Genomic DNA, 19766 nt, shown 5'->3' on the forward strand with positions numbered 1-19766 from the left:
CCGGACGCACCGCCACACCGGGTGAGCTCACGTCCCCCGACTACTGGGTGACCCACGTCCGCGAAGCCGTCCGCTTCAACGACGCCATACGCGCCCTGGCCACCGAAGGCATCACCACCTACCTCGAGATCGGCCCCGACGCGGTCCTCACCGCCATGGCCCCCGACGCCCTCCCCGACGACACCACAGCCGTGTTCGTCCCGCTCCTGCGCCGCAACCGCCCCGAGGAGGCCGAGACCCTCACAGCGCTGGCCCGCCTCTGGACCAGTGGGCACACCGTCCACTGGCCGGCCCTGCACACCACAGGAACCGCCCGGCACGTCGACCTCCCCACCTACCCCTTCCAACGCCGACGCTACTGGCTGGAGCCGGCCCCGGGCGCCGGCGACGTCACCACCCTCGGCCAGGCCTCAGCCCGTCACCCCCTGCTCGGCGCCGTACTCCACCGCGCCGGCACCGACGAATCCATCCTCACCGGACGCATCTCACTCCAGACCCACCCCTGGCTGGCCGACCACAGCATCATGGGCACCGTACTCCTGCCCGGCACCGCGCTCGTCGAGCTGGCCATCCACGCCGGTGACCACACCGGCACCCCCCACCTCGAAGAGCTCACCCTCCAGGCACCGTTCGTTCTCGCCCCGGAGCAGGCTCTCCAGCTCCAGATCACAGTCGGGCCCCCTGACGCGTCCGACCGCCGCACCCTCACCATCCACTCACGCCCCCAGTCCGCGGACGCGGCCTGGACCCAGCACGCGGAAGGCACTCTCACCGCCCAATCCCCCACGCCCGACGCCGACTCCGCCCTCACCACCTGGCCGCCGGTCGGCGCCCGGCCCATCCCCCTGCACCACACCTACGAAGACCTCGCCACCCAGGGCTACCACTACGGCCCCGTCTTCCAGGGCCTCGAAGCCGCCTGGCGCCACGACAACGCCGTCTACGCCGAAGTCGCCCTCCCCGAAGAGGCCCACGGCGATGTGGGCGCGTTCGGGCTGCACCCCGCCCTCCTCGACGCCGCACTCCACGCCGCCGACCTGGGCAACGCCGACGCCGACGCCCACGACGACGAAACCGAGCAGTCGGGCATGCTGCTCCCCTTCGCCTGGCAGGGCGTGACTCTCCACGCGTCCGGCGCGACACGGCTGCGGGTGCGGATCACCCGTACCGCCGCCAACACGCTGTCCGTCGTCGCAGCCGACCCGCAGGGCGAGCCGGTCGCTTCCGTACAGTCCCTTGTGCTGCGCGCCCTCAGCACGGAACAGCTGCTCATCTTCAGCAGCGGCCCGCATGGTGGCCATCAGCCGCTGTACGGCGTGGACTGGCTGCCGGCTCCGCTGCCCGCACCGGCCGTCGGGAGCGCGGACGTCCTCACGATCCGTCCGGCCGGCGCGTACCCCGGAGCGGCCGAGTGGCTGGCGGGTGCCGAGGCGCTCCTGCCGGCCGAAATACCGGCCGACGTACTGGTCCACTGCGACGACGAGCCCGATACCGGCGCCGCGTCGTCCGCAGCGGTACGCACCGCCACCGGCCGGGCGCTGATTCTGCTCCAGCGGTGGCTTACGGACAAACGGTTCGCCTCGTCCCGGATCGTCGTCGTCACCCGGCGCGCCGTCGCCGCGTCCTGTCCAGGCGAGGAGGCCGAGGACGTGCTCGACCTGGCAGGCTCGGCGGTCTGGGGCCTGGTGCGCGCGGTGCGCGAGGAGCACCCGGGTCGGGTGGCGCTGGTGGATGTGGACGGTACGCCGGAGTCACGGAAGGCGCTGTCGGCAGCCGTGTCGATCGGGGAGCCGGAGGTCGCCCTGCGTGGCGCTGCCGCGCTCGTCCCCCGGCTCGTACGGGTTGCCACCGGTGCGGACCGTACCGACCGCGCGAGCAGCAAACTCGACGCCGACGGGACCGTATTGGTCACCGGAGGCACGGGCGGCCTGGGCAGTACCCTCGCCCGTCATCTCGTGACGGCACACGGGGTACGCCACCTGTTGCTGCTCAGCCGCCGCGGTCCGGCGGCCGAGGGGGCCGACAAGCTCGCCGCCCAACTGGCCGACCTCGGCGCGAGCGTCGACATCGTGGCCTGTGACGCGGCGGACGAGGACGAACTGTCCGCGGTCCTCGCGCGCATTCCGGCCACACGTCCGCTGACCGGCGTCGTGCATGCCGCCGGTGTACTGGACGACGCGACGCTGGCCTCGGTGACACCCGAGCGGTTCGAGACGGTACTGCGCCCCAAGGTGGACGCGGCGCTCAATCTTCACCGGCTGACGGCGGACGCGGAGCTGGCGGCGTTCGTGCTCTTCTCCTCCGCGGCGGGCACGCTCGGCGCGGCCGGGCAGGCCAACTACGCGGCCGCGAACGTCTTCCTGGACGCGCTGGTCCAGCACCGGCGGGCGCAGGGGCTCACCGGGCTCTCGCTGGCCTGGGGTTTGTGGAACGCGGAGACGGGGATGGGCGACCAGCTCGCCGACGCCGATCTGCGCCGGATGGCGCGCTCCGGCATGCGGGCGCTCGCGGCGGACGAGGGCCTGGCCCAGTTCGACGCCGCGCTCGCTCGGGGCACGTCCGGGCGGCCGGTACTGCTGCCGATGGCTCTGGACATCGCCCGCGCCCGTACCGGCAGCGGCACCGACGGCGTACCGGCGATGCTGCGCGCACTGGTACGGGCCCCCTCCCGCCGGGCCGTGGACAACGGCGGCGAAGCGGCGGCCGAGTCACAAGGCGCCCTTCTGGTGGGCCAGTTGGCGTCGCTGTCGGCCGAGGAGCAGGAGCGGACGCTGCTGCACCTGGTGCGCAGTCACACGGCCGAGGTGCTCGGTCACACACGGGGCCAGGCAGTTGATCCGCTGCGCGGGTTCGTGGAGCTGGGCTTCGACTCGCTGACGGCTCTGGAGCTGCGCAACCGGCTCGGCAGTGCCAGTGGGCTCCGGCTGCCGTCCACGCTGATCTACGACCACCCGACTCCGCTGGCCGCGGCCCGGCATTTGCGGGCCGAACTGGTCGACGACGGTGCCGCCCAGGGTCCGTCGCTGGAGGCGGAACTCGCCCGCCTGGAAGCCGCCATGAGCGGCGCCGCACCGGACGAGGCCGAGCACGCCAGGGTCGCGGCGCGGCTGCGGGCGCTGACGGCGCAGTGGGGCGAGGTCTCCGGGCCGGAGGGCCGGCAGACGCCGGCCGACGACCGGGCGGCGTTGGAGTCGGTCTCCGCCGATGAGCTGTTCGACATGCTCGACAGTGAGCTGGAGACCGACTGACCACACGTCAGGCACATGGTGAGGGCCGGCCCCCAGTCGTCGGCTGGGGCCGGCCCTCACCTTTGTTCAGCCGCGGCCGGGCACCCTCGAAGACGCACCACCTTCACGCGCACCGTCCTCGCCCACCCTCGCTTCGGGAACACCCGCCGCCCCGGGGACCTCCGCCGCCGTCTCAGGAGCCCCCGCCCGCGTGTGCCGCAGCAGGATCAGTGAGGTCACAGCCATCGCGAGGAGCAGGCCGACCGCGGTCCAGGAGGCGACGCGCAGCCCGTGCGCGAAGGCTTCCCGTGCGACGTCGAGCAGCTCCTCACCGGTACGGGACGGCAGGTGCTGCGCAGTCTCCACCGCGCCGCCCAGGGTGTCCTTCGCGGAACCGACCGCGTCGCGCGGCAGACCGGCCGGAGCCTCCCGGGCCACGTCGTGCCGGTACACGGCGGTCCCGATGCTGCCCAGGATGGCGACGCCGAAGGCGCCACCGAACTCCGTGGCGGTCTGGGACAGTCCGGAGACCGATCCGGCGCGGTCGGCCGGCGCCGTGGCGATGACCAGGTCGGACGTGGTCGTCATGACCAGCGTGATGCCGGCCGCCATGATCACCGTGCCGAGGGCGAGCACTCCGACACCGGAGCTCGCGTGGAGCTGGGAGAGCACGCCGTACCCGGCGGCGGCGACCACCAGGCCGCCGGTCACGACCAACCCGGGTCGTACGAACCGCACCAGCAGCGGAGCCGTCGCGGAGCTGACCAGGGCGGCACCCGCGGCGGGCAGCGCCCAGAGCCCCGCCTGCAACGGCCCGAACCCGAGTACTATTTGCAGGTACTGGGAGGTGAAGAGGCCGGACCCGACGAGGGAGAAGATCGCGAGCACGCTGGTCGCGACGGACGCGCTGAACGCCTGGTCGCGGAACAGCCGTACATCCAGCAGGGGTTCGGCCAGGCCGCGCTGGCGCCTCAGAAAGTACCAGCCGATGCCGAGACCCACGAGGAAGACGACGACGGGTACCGCGCTCACTCCGTCCTCGGCCATCTTCTGGATGCCGTAGACGGCGGGCAGTACCGCGGCCAGTGACAGCGCGGCGCTGAACAGGTCGAATCTGCCGGGCTTCTCGGCTTTGGACTCCGGGAGCAGCGGCGGCGCGAGGATGAGCAGCAGCGCCATGACGGGCAGGTTGACCAGGAAGACCGATCCCCACCAGAAGTGTTCGAGGAGTACGCCGCCCAGGAGCGGGCCGAGGATGGCGCCGGCGGCGAACGCGCCGGTCCACACGGCGATAGCGATGCGACGCTGCCCGTCGTCGCTGAACATGTTGCGGATGAGGGACAGGGTGGACGGCATCAGGGTGGCGCCGCCGAGCCCCATCAGGGCGCGGGTCGCGATGAGCATGGCCGGTCCTGTCGCGAGGCAGGCCACCACCGAGGCCAGTCCGAAGACGACCGCGCCGATCATCAGGAGCCGTCTGCGGCCGATCCGGTCGCCGAACGAGCCCATCGTCAGGAGCAGCCCGGCGAGGACGAACGGGTAGATGTTGACGATCCAGAGGAGTTCCGCGCTGCTCGGGCCCAGCTCGGCGCTGATGAACGGCAGTGCGTAGGACAGCACTTGCATGTCGAGGGAGACCAGCAGGACGGGGAGGATGAGGACGGCGAGTCCTGTCCACTGCTTCCGCCCGGCCCTCCTGGTCGGCTGTATCGCCGCTGTGTCTGCGTTGCTCATGGCGTGTTCCGCTCCTGCTTCGCTGCCCGGTTCTGCGCCTACGCGTTGAGGTAGGCGAGTACTGCCAATACACGCCGGTTGTCGTCTCCCGACGCGGTGAGGCCCAGCTTCGTGAAGATGCTGTTGGTGTGTTTGCTGACTGCTTTCTCGGAGACGAACATCTTGGCGGCGACCGCCGCGTTGGACCGTCCTTCGGCCATCAGCCCGAGCACTTCGCGTTCCCGCTCGGTCAGGGCGTGTACCGGGCTGGTCTCGGTGTCGTGCTTGATCAGCAGCTCGGAGACCACTTTGGGATCCATGACGGTTCCGCCCGCGGCCACCTGACGGACCATGTCGACGAAGCGGCGCACGTCGAAGACGCGGTCCTTGAGCAGATAGCCCACGCCCCCGTTCTGGTCGGACAGCAGCTCGCGCGCGTACATCTGCTCGACGTGCTGGGAGAGCACCAGGATGGGCAGCCCCGGCACCTGCGTGCGGGCCTGCACGGCGGCGTGCAGGCCTTCGTCGGTGAAGGTCGGTGGCAGTCGTACGTCGACGATGGCCACGTCGGGCCGGTGCTGGAGCAGGGCCCGCAGCACGGCGGGGCCGTTGTCCACCGCTTCGACCACTTCGAAGTCGTGGACTGTGAGCAGTTGTACCAGTCCCTCCCTCAGCAGGGCCAGGTCCTCGGCGATCACAACGCGCACGGAAGCTCCATCGTCACTAGGGTCGGTCCGCCGGTCGGGCTGCTGATGCCGAGTTCTCCGTCGAAGGCCGCGAGTCGGCGTTGCAGGCCGCGCAGGCCGCTGCCGCCCTCGGCGTCCGCTCCGCCGCGTCCGTCGTCGCCGACCTGGGCCCGGAGTTTCCCGCCGGCGTACCAGAGGCGCACGCTCGCGCGGCCCGCGCCGCTGTGCTTGGTGATGTTGGTGAGTGCCTCGGCGATCACGAAGTACACGGCCGACTCGACCGGCAACTGGGGCCGGGAGGGGAGGTCGATCTGTACTTCGACGGGTACGGCCAGGCTCACCGCCAACGCCCTTACGGCACCGTCGAGTCCGCGCTCGGCAAGTACGGGCGGGTGGATGCCACGTACCAGGTCCCGCAGTTCAGTCAGTGCCTGGCTGCTGGATTCCACAGCGTCGGCCAGGAGTTTGCGCACCATGGCGGGGTTGCTCTCCAGCAGGGTGTCGGCGAGCCCCAGGCTCATGCCGAGGGACACCAGTCGGGCCTGCGCGCCGTCGTGCAGGTCCCTCTCGATCCTGCGGAGTTCGGCCGCCTGGGACTCCACGGTCTCCGAGCGCGTCTCGGTCAGCCGCTCCACCCGCAGGGTGAGCCTGGCGTTACGGGTGGGGGACAGCAGCAGCCGGTTGAAGCGGATGTGCAGCCGTGCCAGTGATGGTGAGATCAGCAGGCCGAGGACCACGAACAGCATGCCCTGTGGGATGGCGAGGTTGGCCTCGGTCTGGTCGGTGATGAACCAGATCGCTCCGAAGCCCCAGTGCGGTCCCATGCTCTCCCAGAGGAGGGGGGTGACGAACATGCCGTTGAGGCCGTAGGCGACGAACGAGGCGGGCAGCAGTCCCAGGACCAGCCCGACGGGTGTGTCGAGCAGCGTCCACAGGAAGTCCCGCCAGGTGGCAGGGTCGGACAGCAACTGGCGGCAGTGCGTGACCGACCCGGCGGTGTCGTAGGGATCGTTCGAGTCGGTGGGGCGGTAGGGCGTTTCGATGGGCACGCCGGACCATTCTTCGGCCGTCCGCCGGTGGAAGTTGGCCAGACCGCGTACCGCGATCATGACGACTGGGAGGACGAGGAAGCCCACTCCGACGACCAGTGAGGCGAGAGTGACGGCCATGGCGGTGAACAGGACGAGGCTGCCGATCTGGGAGAGCACGGCGACCGCCAGGCCCCGTGCGCACCAGTGCAGCCGATGCGCCAGGCCGCGGGACGATGCCGGTAATCGTGCGGCCCAAATCTTGTTCAAGTGCTCCAACCTCCTGTGCCCCGGAAGCGTTCAGGTCCTGTCCGGGCGATCGTGATCCCCACGGGCTCATGATGCAACACGTGCGGGCGGTGACCGGGCGGTCTCACGCGACCGTGCCCAGTGTCACGGCGTTTCAAGGATCGCGCATGAACCCTGGTGGAGTAGTGGGGAAGGGCCCAGGCCAGGGGTGGACTTTCCTCTACCCCCCTTGTGGACACAGACCCATCGGTCGTCGCTCTTCCCGTCCGTAGCGTGGTTGTCGTGATCGCGTCCCCCTCGCGACAGGCACTGGGAGCTTTGAATGGACACCACCGCAGTCGACGACACAGTACGGCTCGACGCCGTTCGCAAGGTCTATGGCGAGGGCGCCAATGCCGTGACCGCGCTCGACGGCGTCAGCCTGAGTTTCCAGCGCGGCAGCTTCACCGCCGTGATGGGCCCGTCGGGTTCGGGCAAGAGCACCTTCCTGCACTGCGCGGCGGGGCTGGACCGGCCGACTTCCGGCACCGTCCTGCTGGACGGCGAAGATCTCAGTGGCTACGACGAGACGACGCTGACCAAGATGCGGCGCGAGCGCATCGGCTTCATTTTCCAGGCCTTCAATCTGCTGCCCGCCCTTTCGGTGCTGCAGAACGTCACGCTTCCGCTGAAACTCGCCGGCCGGCGCCCCGACCGGGCCCAAGTGACCAAGGTGATCAATCGTGTGGGGCTCGGCGATCGTACCGGAAGCCGTCCCGCCGAACTGTCCGGCGGCCAGCAGCAGCGCGTGGCGATCGCCCGCGCGCTGGTCACCCGGCCCGCGGTGGTCTTCGCCGACGAGCCGACCGGTGCGCTGGACACCCGCACCGCCCGTGAGGTGCTGCGGCTGATGCAGGAGTCCGTACGGTCGCTGGGGCAGACCATCGTGATGGTCACCCACGACCCCGTGGCCGCCTCGTACGCGGACCGGGTGGTGTTCCTCGCCGACGGCCGGTTCGTGGGCGACATCTACAACCCGACGGCCGAGGCGGTCGCCGAGCGGATGACTCGCCTGGGCGCCTGGGCCGACGAAGAGCCCGTGGCCTACGGCCAGCAGGTGCCGAACGCGGCCGGAGGCACGTACTGATGTTGTCCCTGGCTCTGCGCACGCTGCGGTTCCGCAAGGGCGGATTCGTGGCCACCTTCATCGCCATGTTCTTCGGCGCGGCCCTCATCATGGCCTGCGGCGGTCTCATGGAGAGCGGCGTCCGCGACGCGGTGCCGCCCCAGCGGCTGGCCGCGGCTCCCCTCGTGGTGGCCGGCGACCAGAAGTACGACGATGCCCAACTGTCCGAGCGGGTCCGGCTCGACGCGGCGCAGGTACACGCCGTCGCCGCGGTGCCCGGTGTCGCCAAGGCCATCGCCGACGTGTCCTTCCCGGTGGCGGTCGTACGTGACGGCCGCCCGGTGACCGACCTGTCCGACACTGCCACCAGCACTGAGCACCGCCCGCTCGGCCACGGCTGGGACTCGGCTCAACTGGCCCCTTACTCCCTCACTTCGGGAACCCGGCCCGGTGCGGCCGGTGATGTGGTGCTGGACGCCGGGCTGGCCGGGCAGGCGGGCGCCTCCGTCGGCGACCGGGTCCGGATCGTGGCCGCCGGACGGCCCCAGGAGTTCCGGCTGGCCGGAATCGTCAAGCAGGCAGGCGGCCGTACGGCTTCGCAGCCCGCGGTGTTCTTCACCGACGAGCAGGCCGGCGCGCTGAGCGGCCGGGCCGGCACGGCGGACGCGATCGGTGTGCTGCCCAAGCCGGGCACCGACACCGCCGAGCTCGGCAGCAGGATCGAGCACGCCCTGAACGGCAAGGCGGCCGTCACGCTGACCGGCGAGAACCGGGGGCTCGCCGAGTTCCCGCAGGCCGCGAGCAGCCAGAAGAGCCTCGTCACGCTGTCCGCGATCTTCGGCGGCTGGGCGATCCTGGTCGCCATGTTCGGGGCGTCCTCCACGCTGGGGCTGACCATTCAGCAGCGGCACCGCGAGATGGCCCTGATGAAGGCGATCGGCACCACCCCGCGGCAGCTGCGCCGCATGATCCTTGGCGAGACGCTGGTCGTCGCGACCGTCGCCTCGGTGCTGGGCTGCCTGCCCGGCGCGCTGCTCAGCGAGCTCATCTTCGACAAGCTGGTCTCCGCCGGAATGGTCTCCGGGGCCGTCGAGTTCCACCTCGGCGTGGTGCCGGCCCTGGTGGCTGTGGGCGCCTCGCTGCTGGCCGGCGTCGGTGCCGCGTACATCACCGCCCGGAAGATCGCCAAGACCCGGGCCACCGAGGCGCTGGCGGAGAGCTCGATCGAGGGGCGCTGGCTGACCCGTACCCGGGTCGTCCTGTCCGTGCTCTTCCTCGTCGGCGGCGCCGCCATGGCCGTGATGACCATGACCATGATGAAGGGCGACCTGACGGCCAGTACCGCGGGACCGGCCTGCATCATGTGGGCGATCGGCCTGGCGCTGCTCGCCCCCGGCTTCACCAAGGCCATCGTGGCGCTGCTCCAGGGCCCGCTGCGTGCCCTCACGGGACTGCCGGGGCAGCTCGCGGTGCTCAACTCCCGGGCCCATACGATCCGGATGGCCGCCACCATCACGCCGATCATCCTGCTGACCGGCATCGCCACCGGCACGCTGTACATGCAGCAGATCGAGGACGCCTCCAACCGCTCCGCGCACACCGGGATCCTGCGGGCGGACGACGTGCTGACGTCCGAGACCGGTGGCCTGGCCCCCGGCACCCTGGACCGGGTGCGGCAGGTACAGGGAGTCGGCGCCGCCTCCGACTACGTGACCAGTACCGGGTTCGTGCAGAGCCCCGAGGACGCCGAGCAGACCAGCGACGGCTGGCCGCTCCAGGGTGTCAGCGACGCCAAGAACCTCTCGGTGCAGGCCGCGGCCGGTTCGTTCGCCGGCCTGCGCGGGAACAGCGTCGCGCTGCCCGTCGAGCACGCCGCTTCCCTCGGGCGCGGTGTCGGTGACTCCCTCACCCTGCGGCTCGGGGACGGCACTCCGGTCAAGGTGAAGGTGGCTGCAACCTACCAGGCGGAGGGCGACGCAGCAGCACTGCTGCTGCCCGCCCAACTGCTGGCCGCCCACACCACCGACGGGGCGGCGAGCCAGATCCTGGTGCGCCACGCCGCCGGAGGCGACTCCACCGAGGTGACCGCGGCACTGTCCGCGCTGGTCAAGGACCAGCCGGGGGTCAAGGTGACCGACAGTGCCGCGCTGGTCGCCGGGCGCACCGAGGGCCAGCAGCAACTGGCCACCATCAACTACCTGGTGGTCGGCATGATCGTCGGATACACCGCCATCTCGGTGGTGAACACGCTGATCGCGGCCACCGGCCGGCGTCGCCGGGAGTTCGGCCTCCAGCAGCTGACCGGCTTCACGCGGCGGCAGATCATGACGATGATGAGCGTGGAGAGCGTGCTGACCGCCGTCGTCGGTGTGCTGCTCGGCACGGTCGCCGCCGCGGTCACGCTCTTCCCCTACAGCGTCGCCAAGCTGGACCGGGTGGTCCCGTCCGTACCGGTGTGGATCTACCTCGCGGTCGTGACCGGCGCGGTGGTGATCACCTTCACGGCGACCCTGCTGCCCACCTGGCGGGCCACCAGGATCCGACCGGTGGAAGCGGCGACCGCCGCGTAGGGAAGCCCCTGAAAACCAAAGCGAAGGGCCGGAAGTCCATCCCCCGTAAGACTCTCCGGCCGGGCCCCACCGCCTTACAGGCGGTGGGGCCTCACCTTTTCCCACCCCTAGGTGGGGGTGGTTAGGGGTAGGCCGGACACGCGTCCGGTGAGAGCCTTCACCGGTAGACGACACACGTATGAGGGGCAAGTGAGTTGACGAGCAGCGTGCAGGAAAAGAGCGATTGGATCCAGCGCTTCCACCCGGCTCCGGACGCCAAGAACCGGCTCGTCTGCTTTCCGTACGCGGGCGGCGCGGCAAGTTATTTTCACCCTGTCTCGGCCGCGCTGTCGCCAGGTATCGACGTGCTGGCAGTCCAGTACCCGGGCCGGCAGAACCGCAGGACCGAGCCTCTGCTGCGCTCCGTCGACGAGCTGGCGCGGCACGCCACGACGGCGCTGCGCCCCTGGGCGGACCGGCCGTTGACGCTGCTCGGCCACAGCATGGGCGCACTGGTCGCCTTCGAGGTGGCGCGGCGGCTCGCGGGTGACGGCGCCGCCCCGCTCTCCGTCGTCGTTTCCGGCCGCCGTTCGCCGACCAGCGTGCGGCACGAAGACGTGCACAAGCGGGACGACCAGGGGATCGTGGCCGAGATGGAGCGGCTGGGCGGCAGCGACGTGCGGATGTTCCAGGACCCCGAGCTGCGAGCCCTGTTCCTGCCGGTGATCCGTGCGGACTACGAGGCCGTGGAGACGTACCGCTACCAGCCGGGTCCGTCCCTGCCGTGCCCGGTTCTCGCGCTGCTCGGGGACAACGACCCCATGGCGACGCTCGACGAGACCCGTGACTGGGCCGAGCGCACGACCGCGCCGTTCGAACTACGGACCTTCTCCGGCGGGCACTTCTACCTCAACTCCCATGCTGCGGCCGTGACTGAGGCGGTACGGGAGAACATCGCGTCCCTGAGCAGCTGATACCGGCGAAACTCCGCCACGTTGGGATCTGCTGGACTGGTCCGACAAGCCTGATCAGCGAACTACAACTGAAGGGGTAGGTGTGGGGACAGCGAGTAGGTCGCGCACAGTCGCAAGGCTTGAAGAATGTACCCATGCCTCGGGCGAGCTGTCGGGCCATGAACGGTGCCTTCCGGTATAGGTCGGGAGGCACCGGGTCGGCCCCCGCCAGGCCCATGCGGGACCGATGCTGACTACTTGCTGACCTGGATCTCGACATCATGGCGCTGACCTGCACATATGATCAAGCGTTAGATCTTCCCTCCCAACCAGTACGCCTCGTTCTACGACAAACTCACCGGCCCCAAGCGCCTGGAGTTCCGCCCCGGCGACCACGCCACCGCCGAGGCCACCGGACTGCTCGTCCTGCCCAACGACACCTGGACCGACGCCCACCGCTGGTTCGGCCGCTACCTCAAGGGTGAGCGCAACGGCATCGACCAGGAGCCGCCTGTCCAGCTCAAGTCCCGCAACGGCGGCGGCTACGAGGGCTATCCGGACTGGCCGTCGGTCGGCGCCGCGAAGGAACGGATCGCGCTCTGCGGCACGAAGAAGACCTACGCGAATATCGACTCGGGCGCCAACGGCGGCATCATCATGCTGTCCAACGCCCTCGACCAGTTCGTGAAGCTGCCGCCGCTCGCCTCGATCCCGCTGCTGCCCCGTACCTTCGCAGGCGTCTGGCAGTCCGAGAAGTACGCGTCGAAACAGCGCATCCGGGGCACGGCCAGGCTCCACACCACACTGACCAGCAACAAGGAGAGCGGCACCTTCGTCGCTTATCTCTACGACGAAGGGCCGCTCGGCCTCGGCAAGCTGGTCAGCAACGCCCCCTACACCTTCCACGGGCAGACGCCGGACCGGCCGTTCCCCGTAGACCTGGAGCTGTTCTCCACCGCCTACGACGTCCCGGCCGGTCACCGACTCGCCCTGGTGATCGACACCGTCGACCCGCTGTACATCGAGCACAACCCGGCCGGCTCACAGCTGACCTTCTCCTCGCACCGGGCGGACCCGTCGTACGTGTCCGTTCCCTTGCGCGAGAAGTGATCACCGGCTGCTGCCGGGCGGGCACTGCCCCTCGGGGACCGCTTCGCAGCGGGTCCCGGCTACTGCACTCCCGGCAGCAGCGTTCCTGGTTCGGCCGGTGCGACCTCCACGGCCTGCGTCTTCGGATTGCGCCGCTCCCGCTTGGCCACCCAGGTCGCGAACCAGGAGAGCAGCATGCACATCCCGATATAGATCGGCGAGATCACCATCACCACAGGGATGAAGGGAAGATCGTAGTCGAGGTTGGACGCGATGAGCTTGCCCGCGTGGAGGAATTCCTCATAGGTGATCAGATAGCCGAGCGATGTGTCCTTCAGCGCCACCACCAGCTGGCTGATGATCGTGGGCAGCATGGCACGCACCGCCTGCGGGGCCAGTACGAACGTGGTGACCTGCGTCTTGCGCATCCCCAGGGCGTACGCGGCCTCGCGCTGGCCGCGCTCCACCGAATTGATCCCGGTACGGAACACCTCGGCGAGCACCGAGCCGTTGTACAGGGTCAGACCGGTGACCAGCGCGGGCAGCGGCTGCACCTTCAGCGCCACGAAGATGAAAAAGATCATCACCAGAACGGGCATGGCCCGGAAGAACTCGACCAGCAGCGTCGAGACCCAGCGCACGAGCCGATGGACGGAGAGCCGGCCGACGGCGAGCACCGCCCCGAGCACGAGGGAGAGCACCGCGGCGTACGCGAACGCCTTGAGTGTGTTGCCCAGTCCGCGCAGCAGCAGCTCCTGAATGCCCTTGTACTCGAAGGGCGTCCATTTGGCGCTGGTGAACTGTTCGGTGTCGAAGAGCAGATAGATGATCCAGCCGACCAGGGCGAGGATCAGGGCCGTCGAGACGATCCCGTACAAGCGGTGGCGTTTACGAGTCACCGGGCCCGGGATGTCGTAGAGCGCGGTGGGAGACGGCACGGTGTGAGTGGTCATCGGGCGACTCCCCAGCGCTTCTCCAGCACGTTGAAGAGCGCACTGATGGACAGGGTGATGATCAGGTAGCCGACGGCGATCCAGACGAAGGTCCAGATGATGCTGTAACCCAGCTCGTTGAGGGTCTTGTAGGTGCCGAGCAGCTCGGTGACGCTGAAGGCGCCGGCGATCGCCGAGTTCTTGGCGAGGGCGATCAGCGTCGAGCCGATCGGCGGGATCACCGAACGGAACGCCTGCGGCAGCACGATGTTGTTCAGCGTCTGGCCGAACGTCATACCGAGACTGCGGGCCGCCTCGCCCTGCCCCGTCGGCACGGTGTTGATGCCGGAGCGCAGCACCTCGCAGATGAACGCGGAGGTGTAGCAGCCGAGCGCGAGGACTGCGAAGACCTTGAAGGGAAGCACCAGGCCGAAGCGCGGCAGTCCGAGCAGGACGGCGAAGAAGAGCAGCGTCAGTGGGGTGTTGCGCAGCACCGTCACCCAGGCCGTGCCGAGCACCCGGAGCGAGCCGACGGGAGCCACCCGGCAGGAGGCCATGAAAAAGCCGAGGAGCAGGGCCAGGATCGAGGAGTAGACGGTCAGCTCGACCGTGCCGAGGAAGCCCTTGCCGTAGAGCGAGAAATTCTGTGTGAGTACGTCCATGGTCGATGCCCGCCCTCTCAGGTCGCCGGGTAGCGGTCGATGGGCGGCGGAGTCGGCGCGGGCACCCCGGACAGACCGAGCGTGGCCTCGAACGCCCTCTTCCAGTTGCCGTTCCTCTCGTTCGCCTCCAGGGCGTCGTTGAGGGCGAACCGCAGCGCGTTGTCGCTGCGCGGGACGCCGATGCCGTACGGCTCCTCGGAGAACGGCTTGCCCACCACCTTCAGCTCCTTGGGCGCCTTGGCGGCGAAGCCCAGCAGGATCGCGTCGTCGGTGGTGACGGCGTCGACCTGGTACGTCAGCAGGTTGTCGACGCAGATCGAGTACGTGTCGTAGCCGACCAGGATCGCCTTCGGGTAGTCGGCGGCGATGCGCTGGTACGGGGTCGATCCGGCCGCCGAGCAGACCGTCCTGCCGGCCAGGTCCTGAGGGCCGTTGATGTCGTGTTCGTCGGTGCGGACGAGCAGCGACTGCCCGGCCATGAAGTAGGGCCCGGCGAAGCCGACGAGCTTCTTGCGCATGGCGTTGATGGTGTAGGTGCCGACGTAGTAGTCGATCTGGCCGTTCTGAAGCGCCGTCTCGCGGTTGGCGGAGGCAATGGTCTTGAAGCGGATCGTCTTCGGGTCGAAGCCGAGTGAGGCCGACATCATCCTGGCGATCTCGATATCGAAGCCGGAGTAGATGCCGGTGGCCGGGTCCTTCTCGCCCAGGTAGGGCTGGTCCTCCTTGGCCCCGACCCGGAGGTATCCGCGCTTCTTCGCCTTCTTCCAGGTCGGTGATTCGGGCAGCCGGAAGCTGGTGTCGACCTTGTACACGGGCAGCTGCTCGGGCTTCGGGCCCTTCACCGGCGGGCTGCCCTCCTTGCCGCAACCGGCGGCAAGCACGGTCAGCAGGAGACCGGCGCAGGCTGCCAGAACTCTTCTCGTACGCAACACGGAGCTCCCCGTCAGTGCTTGAGGATCTTGGACAGGAAGTCCTTGGCGCGGTCACTCTCGGGAGCGGTGAAGAACGCCTCGGGAGTGCGGTCCTCGACAATGCGGCCGTCGGCCATGAAGACCACGCGGTTGGCGGCGGAGCGGGCGAAGCCCATCTCGTGCGTGACGACGACCATGGTCATGCCGTCCCGGGCGAGCTGCTGCATGACCTCCAGCACCTCGTTGATCATCTCCGGGTCGAGTGCGGAGGTGGGCTCGTCGAAGAGCAGTGCCTTGGGGTCCATGGCGAGGGCGCGGGCGATGGCCACTCGCTGCTGCTGGCCCCCGGAGAGCTGGGCGGGGAACTTCTCGGCCTGCGAGGCGAGTCCGACCCGCTCCAGCAGTTCCCGGGAGCGCCGGTCGGCGTCGTCCTTCTTCCGCTTGCGGACCTTGAGCTGGGCGAGCGAGACATTGGCCAGCACGGTCTTGTGCGCGAACAGGTTGAACGACTGGAAGACCATGCCCACTTCGGCCCGGAGCTGGGCCAGCCCCTTGCCCTCCTCGGGAAGAGGTCTGCCGTCGATCGCGATGTGACCCGACTCGATCGTCTCCAGCCGGTTGATGGTCCGGCAGAGCGTTGATTTACCGGAGCCGGAGGGGCCGATGATCACCACCACCTCCCCGCGGCCGACGGTGAGATTGATGTCCCGCAATACGTGCAACTGCCCGTAGAACTTGTTGACGTCCCGCAGCTCGATCAACGGATCGACGGCCATACGCTGCCCCACCCACTTGTCGCTATGTCGAGGTCAGCGCAAACTATCCAGCGCGAAATGGGGCTTCGCCTCCGACACGCAAAAATGGGGCATAAGGCGTCTTATTTGATTTTGGTGAAAGTTCTACCCCTCGGCCGACTCCGAGTACACCTGCGAGAGCTCGGGGCTGCCCGCGATCGCCCAGTCCAGTCCGGCCTCGACCACATCGATCTCCCGCCCCGAGGCGAGCCGCACCACGGGCTGTCCGCTCGGCCAGATGTTCCAGACCGCACCGGGGACATTACGCACCAGAACCGTGCCCAGGTACAGCCCCGCGTCGTTGCCCAGCCAGGGCAGCTCCTCGGGATCGTCGCGCCAGCGCGGCGGCAACTGGTCGAGAGCCGCCAACGAGGCCGGACTGTCATCGAGTTCGAGCCCCCGCTGCCCCGCCCGGACACGCAGCAGCTCGCACTCGGCGAGGAGCTCGGCCACGCCCTCAGGATCAGCCGCGACGGCGGCCGCGAGCCCCGCCCCTCGCGTACCGTCGTGACGCTTACGCCAGTTGTCCAAGAAAGGGATGTTCATGATCGATTCCCCTTTGATGCGTTGCCGCTGAATACAGGCCTGGCCTGGGGAGCATCACACACAGACGGCGTCGAGTAGCCAGCTCCAGTTGGCGTCAGTTCGCTCACATTCACCATGATCATCTCCCACTCGACCCCCACCGGGCTCCCATCGCGTCAACTGAGCGAAGTGCGAACGTCAGCCCACCATGACACAAAACCGGCCCCGGGTCGCTGCACCTTGGGGGGTGTGGACAGCGACCCGAGACCGGCAATGCGACCAACGATGGAGATCGTTTCTCGTTCGCCGCCCATGCGAGTGAACAAACATTCGAATCTACGACAGTATCGGTAGCCCTGCCGCACATGCCAGGAGGAGCAGGGCTGTTCCAGCCCGCCCTCCGGCAAGTGCAGCGATCATTCGTGATCAAAAAATGCCGGAAATTAGCTACTGGCGTGTGGCCTTGCAGGTCACAGTTTTTGTCAAGTGCCTGCCGCCCTGGATCCTCGAACACCGCCGCGCCCTCGACCACCGCATCCGCGACCGGGGCATGCACCAAACCCTCGCCCAGGAGCAGCTCACCCATCGGACCGAGCCCCCCACCGCGATACGATCGAGCGCGTCGAGGGCGCCCAAAACGACACTCGAATCAGCCACCTATGGCGCATCGCCGGGGCCTCGACCCGAGGCTCTCGATACCACGGTCGCTACGCTCCTCGGCGATGAGCAGCCCACTTTACGGCCGCTCGCCCTGGCAGCAAGGTCCGGCCCAGACCTCAGTGTCGAGGTTGTGGGCGCCGAGCCGGTCGCGGATGATTCCGGCACTGACCGCGCCAGTGGTGAGGGGTTTCTTGCACCAGATGCAGGCGCGGCCGGCGGACTGGTCCCATGTCAGCGTCTTCGGATCGGGGAGCGGCCGGGAGGCTGGGCCATCGGCCAAGGCCGTCATAGCGCTTGCTCGGCTTCTCGGACGGCGCAGGCGGCGGCGTCCGAGCAGGACTGCGGGAACCAGCGCACGCGCTCAGCTCTTGACACGGCGGAAGGAGACCGCCGCCGAGTCGCTGATCGAGGCGGCGCGCCTGGCCCCGGAAGAGGTCGTCGGCCGGCAGTCCACGGTCGGCCTCGTCGCCGACGCGGTCGGGGCGACCCCGGCTCCCGGCGGAGACTTGCGCCGCCTGGCCGCGCGATGTGGACTCCCCGCATGACGAAGCGAGTTCTCTACCTCATCGCCTGCGCGGCCGGCCCGACCCAGTACATCGACTCGGGTGTCCGGCAGGCGCAGGCCCGCGGCTGGGACACCTGCCTGATCCTGACGCCGGCCGCTGCGACCTGGTGGGAGCCGCGAATGGGCGAGCTGGAGAAGTTGACCGGGCACCCGGTGCGGTCTCGGTACAAGCTCCCCTGGGAGAAAGACACGCTGCCAAAGGCCGACGCGATGCTGTTCGCGCCGCTCAGCTGCACCAGCCTGAACAAGTGGGGCGGCGGCATCTCGGACACGCTCGCAATCGGGCTCGTCTCCGAGGGTGTACACATGGGCGTGCCCGCGCTGGCCATGCCTTACTTCAATCAGGCACAGGGCGCCCAGCCGGCCGTGGTCCGCAGCATCGCTGACCTCCGCAGCCAAGGCGTGGTCTTCCTCGACGGGCCGGACGGGTACGAGTCGCACCCTCCGAAGCAGGGCAACCCGCAGGCCTACCCCTGGCATCTCGCCCTCGACACGGTCGGCTCGATTGTCAGTCCCACCTCGTAGCCTTCTCTCATGCCGATCACCCCTTCGCCTGCCACCCCTATGCACTCCCCCGCCGCAGTGAACGCGGACATCCGCGCGCTGTGGGCGGCCGGCCCGCTGTCGCCAGAGGGTGAGGCGGAGTATCAGCGGCTGCTGGTGGAGTGGGAAGCCGCAGTCCAAGCTGACGTCGTCACAGCGGCCTGACCTACGCGGCTCCGGTCGATTGTCAGTGGCGCCGTTTACGAACCGGCCGTGGCAATCGATATCCCTGAAGATCTGCTCATGCTGGGACGTTCCGCCGCGGAGGAGCAGCGCAAGGCCCTCGCCGAGCCGTACACGGAGGAGGCGTGGGCGCCGTGGCGGGAGGCTGCGGCGAAGTTCCAGGCCGCGGTGACCGCGCACGCTGAAGCGGCCGGGGTGAGCCGGTTCGAGCTGGAGATGGCCGTGAAGAAGGCCGTCCTGCATCCGGAGCCTGACGGCGACAGCCGATGCACGTCCGCCCCACCCGGGCGCTGTTCCGGGCGGGGCGGTCTCGTAGCTGCGCCCAGCCATAGGCGCGAATGTGATGAATCCACGGTACTGGGCCGGTATGACAACCGGGCAGGGCAGCAGGTGGCCCCGCCGGCGGGGGACGCAGCGGGGCCGAGGCCAGTGTTCCAGGCGCCGTCGACAGTCAGGGCGGTATCAGTCAGCCCCTTCTGTGGCTCTGTTCACTACGAAAGTAGATCTTGACCGCGCGATGATCCCGGCAAGTACCGCCGATGTCGCCGCCCCGTCAGCCGCCAGGTCCTCCACTGCCAAAAGCCCCACCGTCGTCATCCTTGCGTGCGTCCCTTGGCGAAGAGGGCCGGTTGAGCTCATACGGGCTGAGACCTTCCCCGAAATCATCTGCAGCCCTCAAGTTTTCGTCGCTTCGGGAAGAAGGTTCGGCCCGTGGTCCCTGCTGTCGCACCCCAGACCGACGGCGCGTGTCCCACCAGAGGAGGCCAAGCAGAACAGCGACTACGACCACTGCTATGCCGACGGGGAAAATCCAGCGCACAGCCGAGGCGGCCACTGTGATGTCACTGATGGGCACCTGGCTCACAGGGTGGCTCATCTGGCCCACGTCCTTCCGGAGGGGATTCCACCGCTCACAGAGCGAGGCAGAGGCTTCCGCTCATTGGAGAGAGCCCGCGATGGCCGGAGCCCTGGGAAACCACAATCCCGCCGACCTTGGCGGCACCAATCTCGCGGGGCCCGCCTGAACTGGACATCTGGCAAGGCTCAAGCTCCCTGATAAGTCTACGGCGGGGCATACGCCGGCCGCGCTACGCCGAGGGCCCGCAGCGGGCCGGCGGCGTTCATGCGGCTCCGCTCATCGGCTTCCGCGCAGCCGGCACGGCGAGAGACTCGAACAAATGTACGACCCTCCGCCTGATCTGCCACGCCTCCGCACCCTGCGGACCTGGTACGCCATGTGGCTGGGTCGGATCGACGAAGCGATCGCAGCAGCGGGGCGAGGAGCGAGAAGCCGAGCAGCAGCGGGGCGAGGAGCGAGAAGCCGAGCAGCAGCGGGGCGAGGAGCGAGAAGCCGAGCAGCAGCGGGGCGAGGAGCGAGAAGCCGAGCAGCAG

General features: G+C 69.0%; 16 protein-coding genes and 1 pseudogene. 8 read left to right on the forward strand and 9 right to left on the reverse strand.

The annotated features are described in order from the left end of the window. On the forward strand, positions 1–3248 hold a 3248-nt coding region (locus tag ACIPEK_RS39880; RefSeq protein ID WP_402006892.1), incomplete at its 5' end, for an SDR family NAD(P)-dependent oxidoreductase. 66 nt (positions 3249–3314) lie between these two features. Here ACIPEK_RS39880 and ACIPEK_RS39885 read toward each other — a convergent pair. The 3 genes from ACIPEK_RS39885 to ACIPEK_RS39895 are packed head-to-tail and all read right to left on the reverse strand — an operon-like array spanning position 3315 to position 6924. Continuing rightward, positions 3315–4961 (reverse strand): MFS transporter, encoded by a 1647-nt coding sequence (locus tag ACIPEK_RS39885; protein ID WP_402006895.1) that lies wholly within the window; start codon positions 4959–4961, stop codon positions 3315–3317. A 38-nt stretch (positions 4962–4999) separates the two neighbouring features. Next, positions 5000–5647, reverse strand: coding sequence for a response regulator transcription factor (locus tag ACIPEK_RS39890; RefSeq protein WP_266430959.1), 648 nt, complete (start codon positions 5645–5647; stop codon positions 5000–5002). Then, positions 5635–6924, reverse strand: a complete 1290-nt coding sequence (locus ACIPEK_RS39895) for a sensor histidine kinase (protein WP_402006898.1) — start codon at positions 6922–6924, stop codon at positions 5635–5637. Before ACIPEK_RS39895 ends, ACIPEK_RS39890 begins: the two co-directional genes overlap by 13 nt. A 301-nt stretch (positions 6925–7225) precedes the next feature. Here ACIPEK_RS39895 and ACIPEK_RS39900 point away from each other — a divergent pair, with 301 nt between their 5' ends. The 4 genes and pseudogenes from ACIPEK_RS39900 to ACIPEK_RS39915 form a co-directional block, all read left to right on the forward strand. Beyond that, positions 7226–8029 (forward strand): ABC transporter ATP-binding protein, encoded by an 804-nt coding sequence (locus ACIPEK_RS39900; protein WP_402006901.1) that lies wholly within the window; start codon positions 7226–7228, stop codon positions 8027–8029. Further along, positions 8029–10578 carry an FtsX-like permease family protein gene (locus ACIPEK_RS39905; RefSeq protein WP_402006904.1) on the forward strand — a complete coding sequence of 850 codons (2550 nt, stop codon included), beginning with the start codon at positions 8029–8031 and terminating at the stop codon, positions 10576–10578. The genes ACIPEK_RS39900 and ACIPEK_RS39905 overlap by 1 nt, the downstream gene beginning before the upstream one ends. Before the next feature lie 194 nt (positions 10579–10772). Beyond that, complete coding sequence (locus tag ACIPEK_RS39910; RefSeq protein WP_402006907.1) at positions 10773–11531, forward strand: thioesterase II family protein; 759 nt, start codon at positions 10773–10775, stop codon at positions 11529–11531. Between the two features lie 294 nt (positions 11532–11825). Next, positions 11826–12620 (forward strand): annotated as a pseudogene (locus tag ACIPEK_RS39915) (CocE/NonD family hydrolase C-terminal non-catalytic domain-containing protein); the annotation flags it as partial. 59 nt (positions 12621–12679) lie between these two features. Here the strand turns inward: ACIPEK_RS39915 and ACIPEK_RS39920 are convergent. From ACIPEK_RS39920 to ACIPEK_RS39940, 5 genes are all read right to left on the reverse strand, one after another. After that, positions 12680–13552, reverse strand: coding sequence for an amino acid ABC transporter permease (locus ACIPEK_RS39920; RefSeq protein WP_402006910.1), 873 nt, complete (start codon positions 13550–13552; stop codon positions 12680–12682). Continuing rightward, on the reverse strand, positions 13549–14193 hold the full coding sequence (locus tag ACIPEK_RS39925) for an amino acid ABC transporter permease (RefSeq protein ID WP_402006913.1): 645 nt from the start codon (positions 14191–14193) through the stop codon (positions 13549–13551). Before ACIPEK_RS39925 ends, ACIPEK_RS39920 begins: the two co-directional genes overlap by 4 nt. A gap of 17 nt (positions 14194–14210) precedes the next feature. Beyond that, complete coding sequence (locus ACIPEK_RS39930) at positions 14211–15122, reverse strand: glutamate ABC transporter substrate-binding protein (RefSeq protein ID WP_402006916.1); 912 nt, start codon at positions 15120–15122, stop codon at positions 14211–14213. A gap of 14 nt (positions 15123–15136) precedes the next feature. Beyond that, a complete protein-coding gene (locus ACIPEK_RS39935; protein WP_383076704.1) occupies positions 15137–15880 on the reverse strand; it encodes an amino acid ABC transporter ATP-binding protein in 744 nt (247 codons plus the stop codon). A gap of 123 nt (positions 15881–16003) precedes the next feature. Next, positions 16004–16444, reverse strand: a complete 441-nt coding sequence (locus tag ACIPEK_RS39940) for a DUF6278 family protein (protein ID WP_402006919.1) — start codon at positions 16442–16444, stop codon at positions 16004–16006. 1007 nt (positions 16445–17451) lie between these two features. Here ACIPEK_RS39940 and ACIPEK_RS39945 point away from each other — a divergent pair. The 3 genes from ACIPEK_RS39945 to ACIPEK_RS39955 are packed head-to-tail and all read left to right on the forward strand — an operon-like array spanning position 17452 to position 18356. After that, positions 17452–17628 (forward strand): hypothetical protein, encoded by a 177-nt coding sequence (locus ACIPEK_RS39945; protein ID WP_402006922.1) that lies wholly within the window; start codon positions 17452–17454, stop codon positions 17626–17628. Beyond that, positions 17625–18173 (forward strand): flavoprotein, encoded by a 549-nt coding sequence (locus tag ACIPEK_RS39950; protein ID WP_402006925.1) that lies wholly within the window; start codon positions 17625–17627, stop codon positions 18171–18173. Before ACIPEK_RS39945 ends, ACIPEK_RS39950 begins: the two co-directional genes overlap by 4 nt. Positions 18174–18182: 9 nt before the next feature. After that, positions 18183–18356 carry a hypothetical protein gene (locus tag ACIPEK_RS39955; RefSeq protein WP_402006928.1) on the forward strand — a complete coding sequence of 58 codons (174 nt, stop codon included), beginning with the start codon at positions 18183–18185 and terminating at the stop codon, positions 18354–18356. 1080 nt (positions 18357–19436) lie between these two features. Here the strand turns inward: ACIPEK_RS39955 and ACIPEK_RS39960 are convergent. Further along, positions 19437–19766: hypothetical protein (locus ACIPEK_RS39960; RefSeq protein ID WP_402006931.1), on the reverse strand; the 330-nt coding region annotated here is incomplete at its 5' end.

Source organism: Streptomyces sp. NPDC088246 (genome assembly GCF_044741025.1).
In the GTDB taxonomy this organism is placed as follows: Bacteria; Actinomycetota; Actinomycetes; order Streptomycetales; family Streptomycetaceae; genus Streptomyces.

Excerpts from the sequence above, each read along its gene's own strand:
- ACIPEK_RS39885 (WP_402006895.1), bottom strand. The coding sequence starts at position 4,961 with ATGAGCAACGCAGACACAGCGGCGATACAGCCGACCAGGAGGGCCGGG.
- ACIPEK_RS39900 (WP_402006901.1), top strand. The coding sequence starts at position 7,226 with ATGGACACCACCGCAGTCGACGACACAGTACGGCTCGACGCCGTTCGC.
- ACIPEK_RS39905 (WP_402006904.1), top strand. The coding sequence starts at position 8,029 with ATGTTGTCCCTGGCTCTGCGCACGCTGCGGTTCCGCAAGGGCGGATTC.
- ACIPEK_RS39920 (WP_402006910.1), bottom strand. The coding sequence starts at position 13,552 with ATGACCACTCACACCGTGCCGTCTCCCACCGCGCTCTACGACATCCCG.
- ACIPEK_RS39925 (WP_402006913.1), bottom strand. The coding sequence starts at position 14,193 with ATGGACGTACTCACACAGAATTTCTCGCTCTACGGCAAGGGCTTCCTC.
- ACIPEK_RS39935 (WP_383076704.1), bottom strand. The coding sequence starts at position 15,880 with ATGGCCGTCGATCCGTTGATCGAGCTGCGGGACGTCAACAAGTTCTAC.
- ACIPEK_RS39940 (WP_402006919.1), bottom strand. The coding sequence starts at position 16,444 with ATGAACATCCCTTTCTTGGACAACTGGCGTAAGCGTCACGACGGTACG.
- ACIPEK_RS39950 (WP_402006925.1), top strand. The coding sequence starts at position 17,625 with ATGACGAAGCGAGTTCTCTACCTCATCGCCTGCGCGGCCGGCCCGACC.
- ACIPEK_RS39955 (WP_402006928.1), top strand. The coding sequence starts at position 18,183 with ATGCCGATCACCCCTTCGCCTGCCACCCCTATGCACTCCCCCGCCGCA.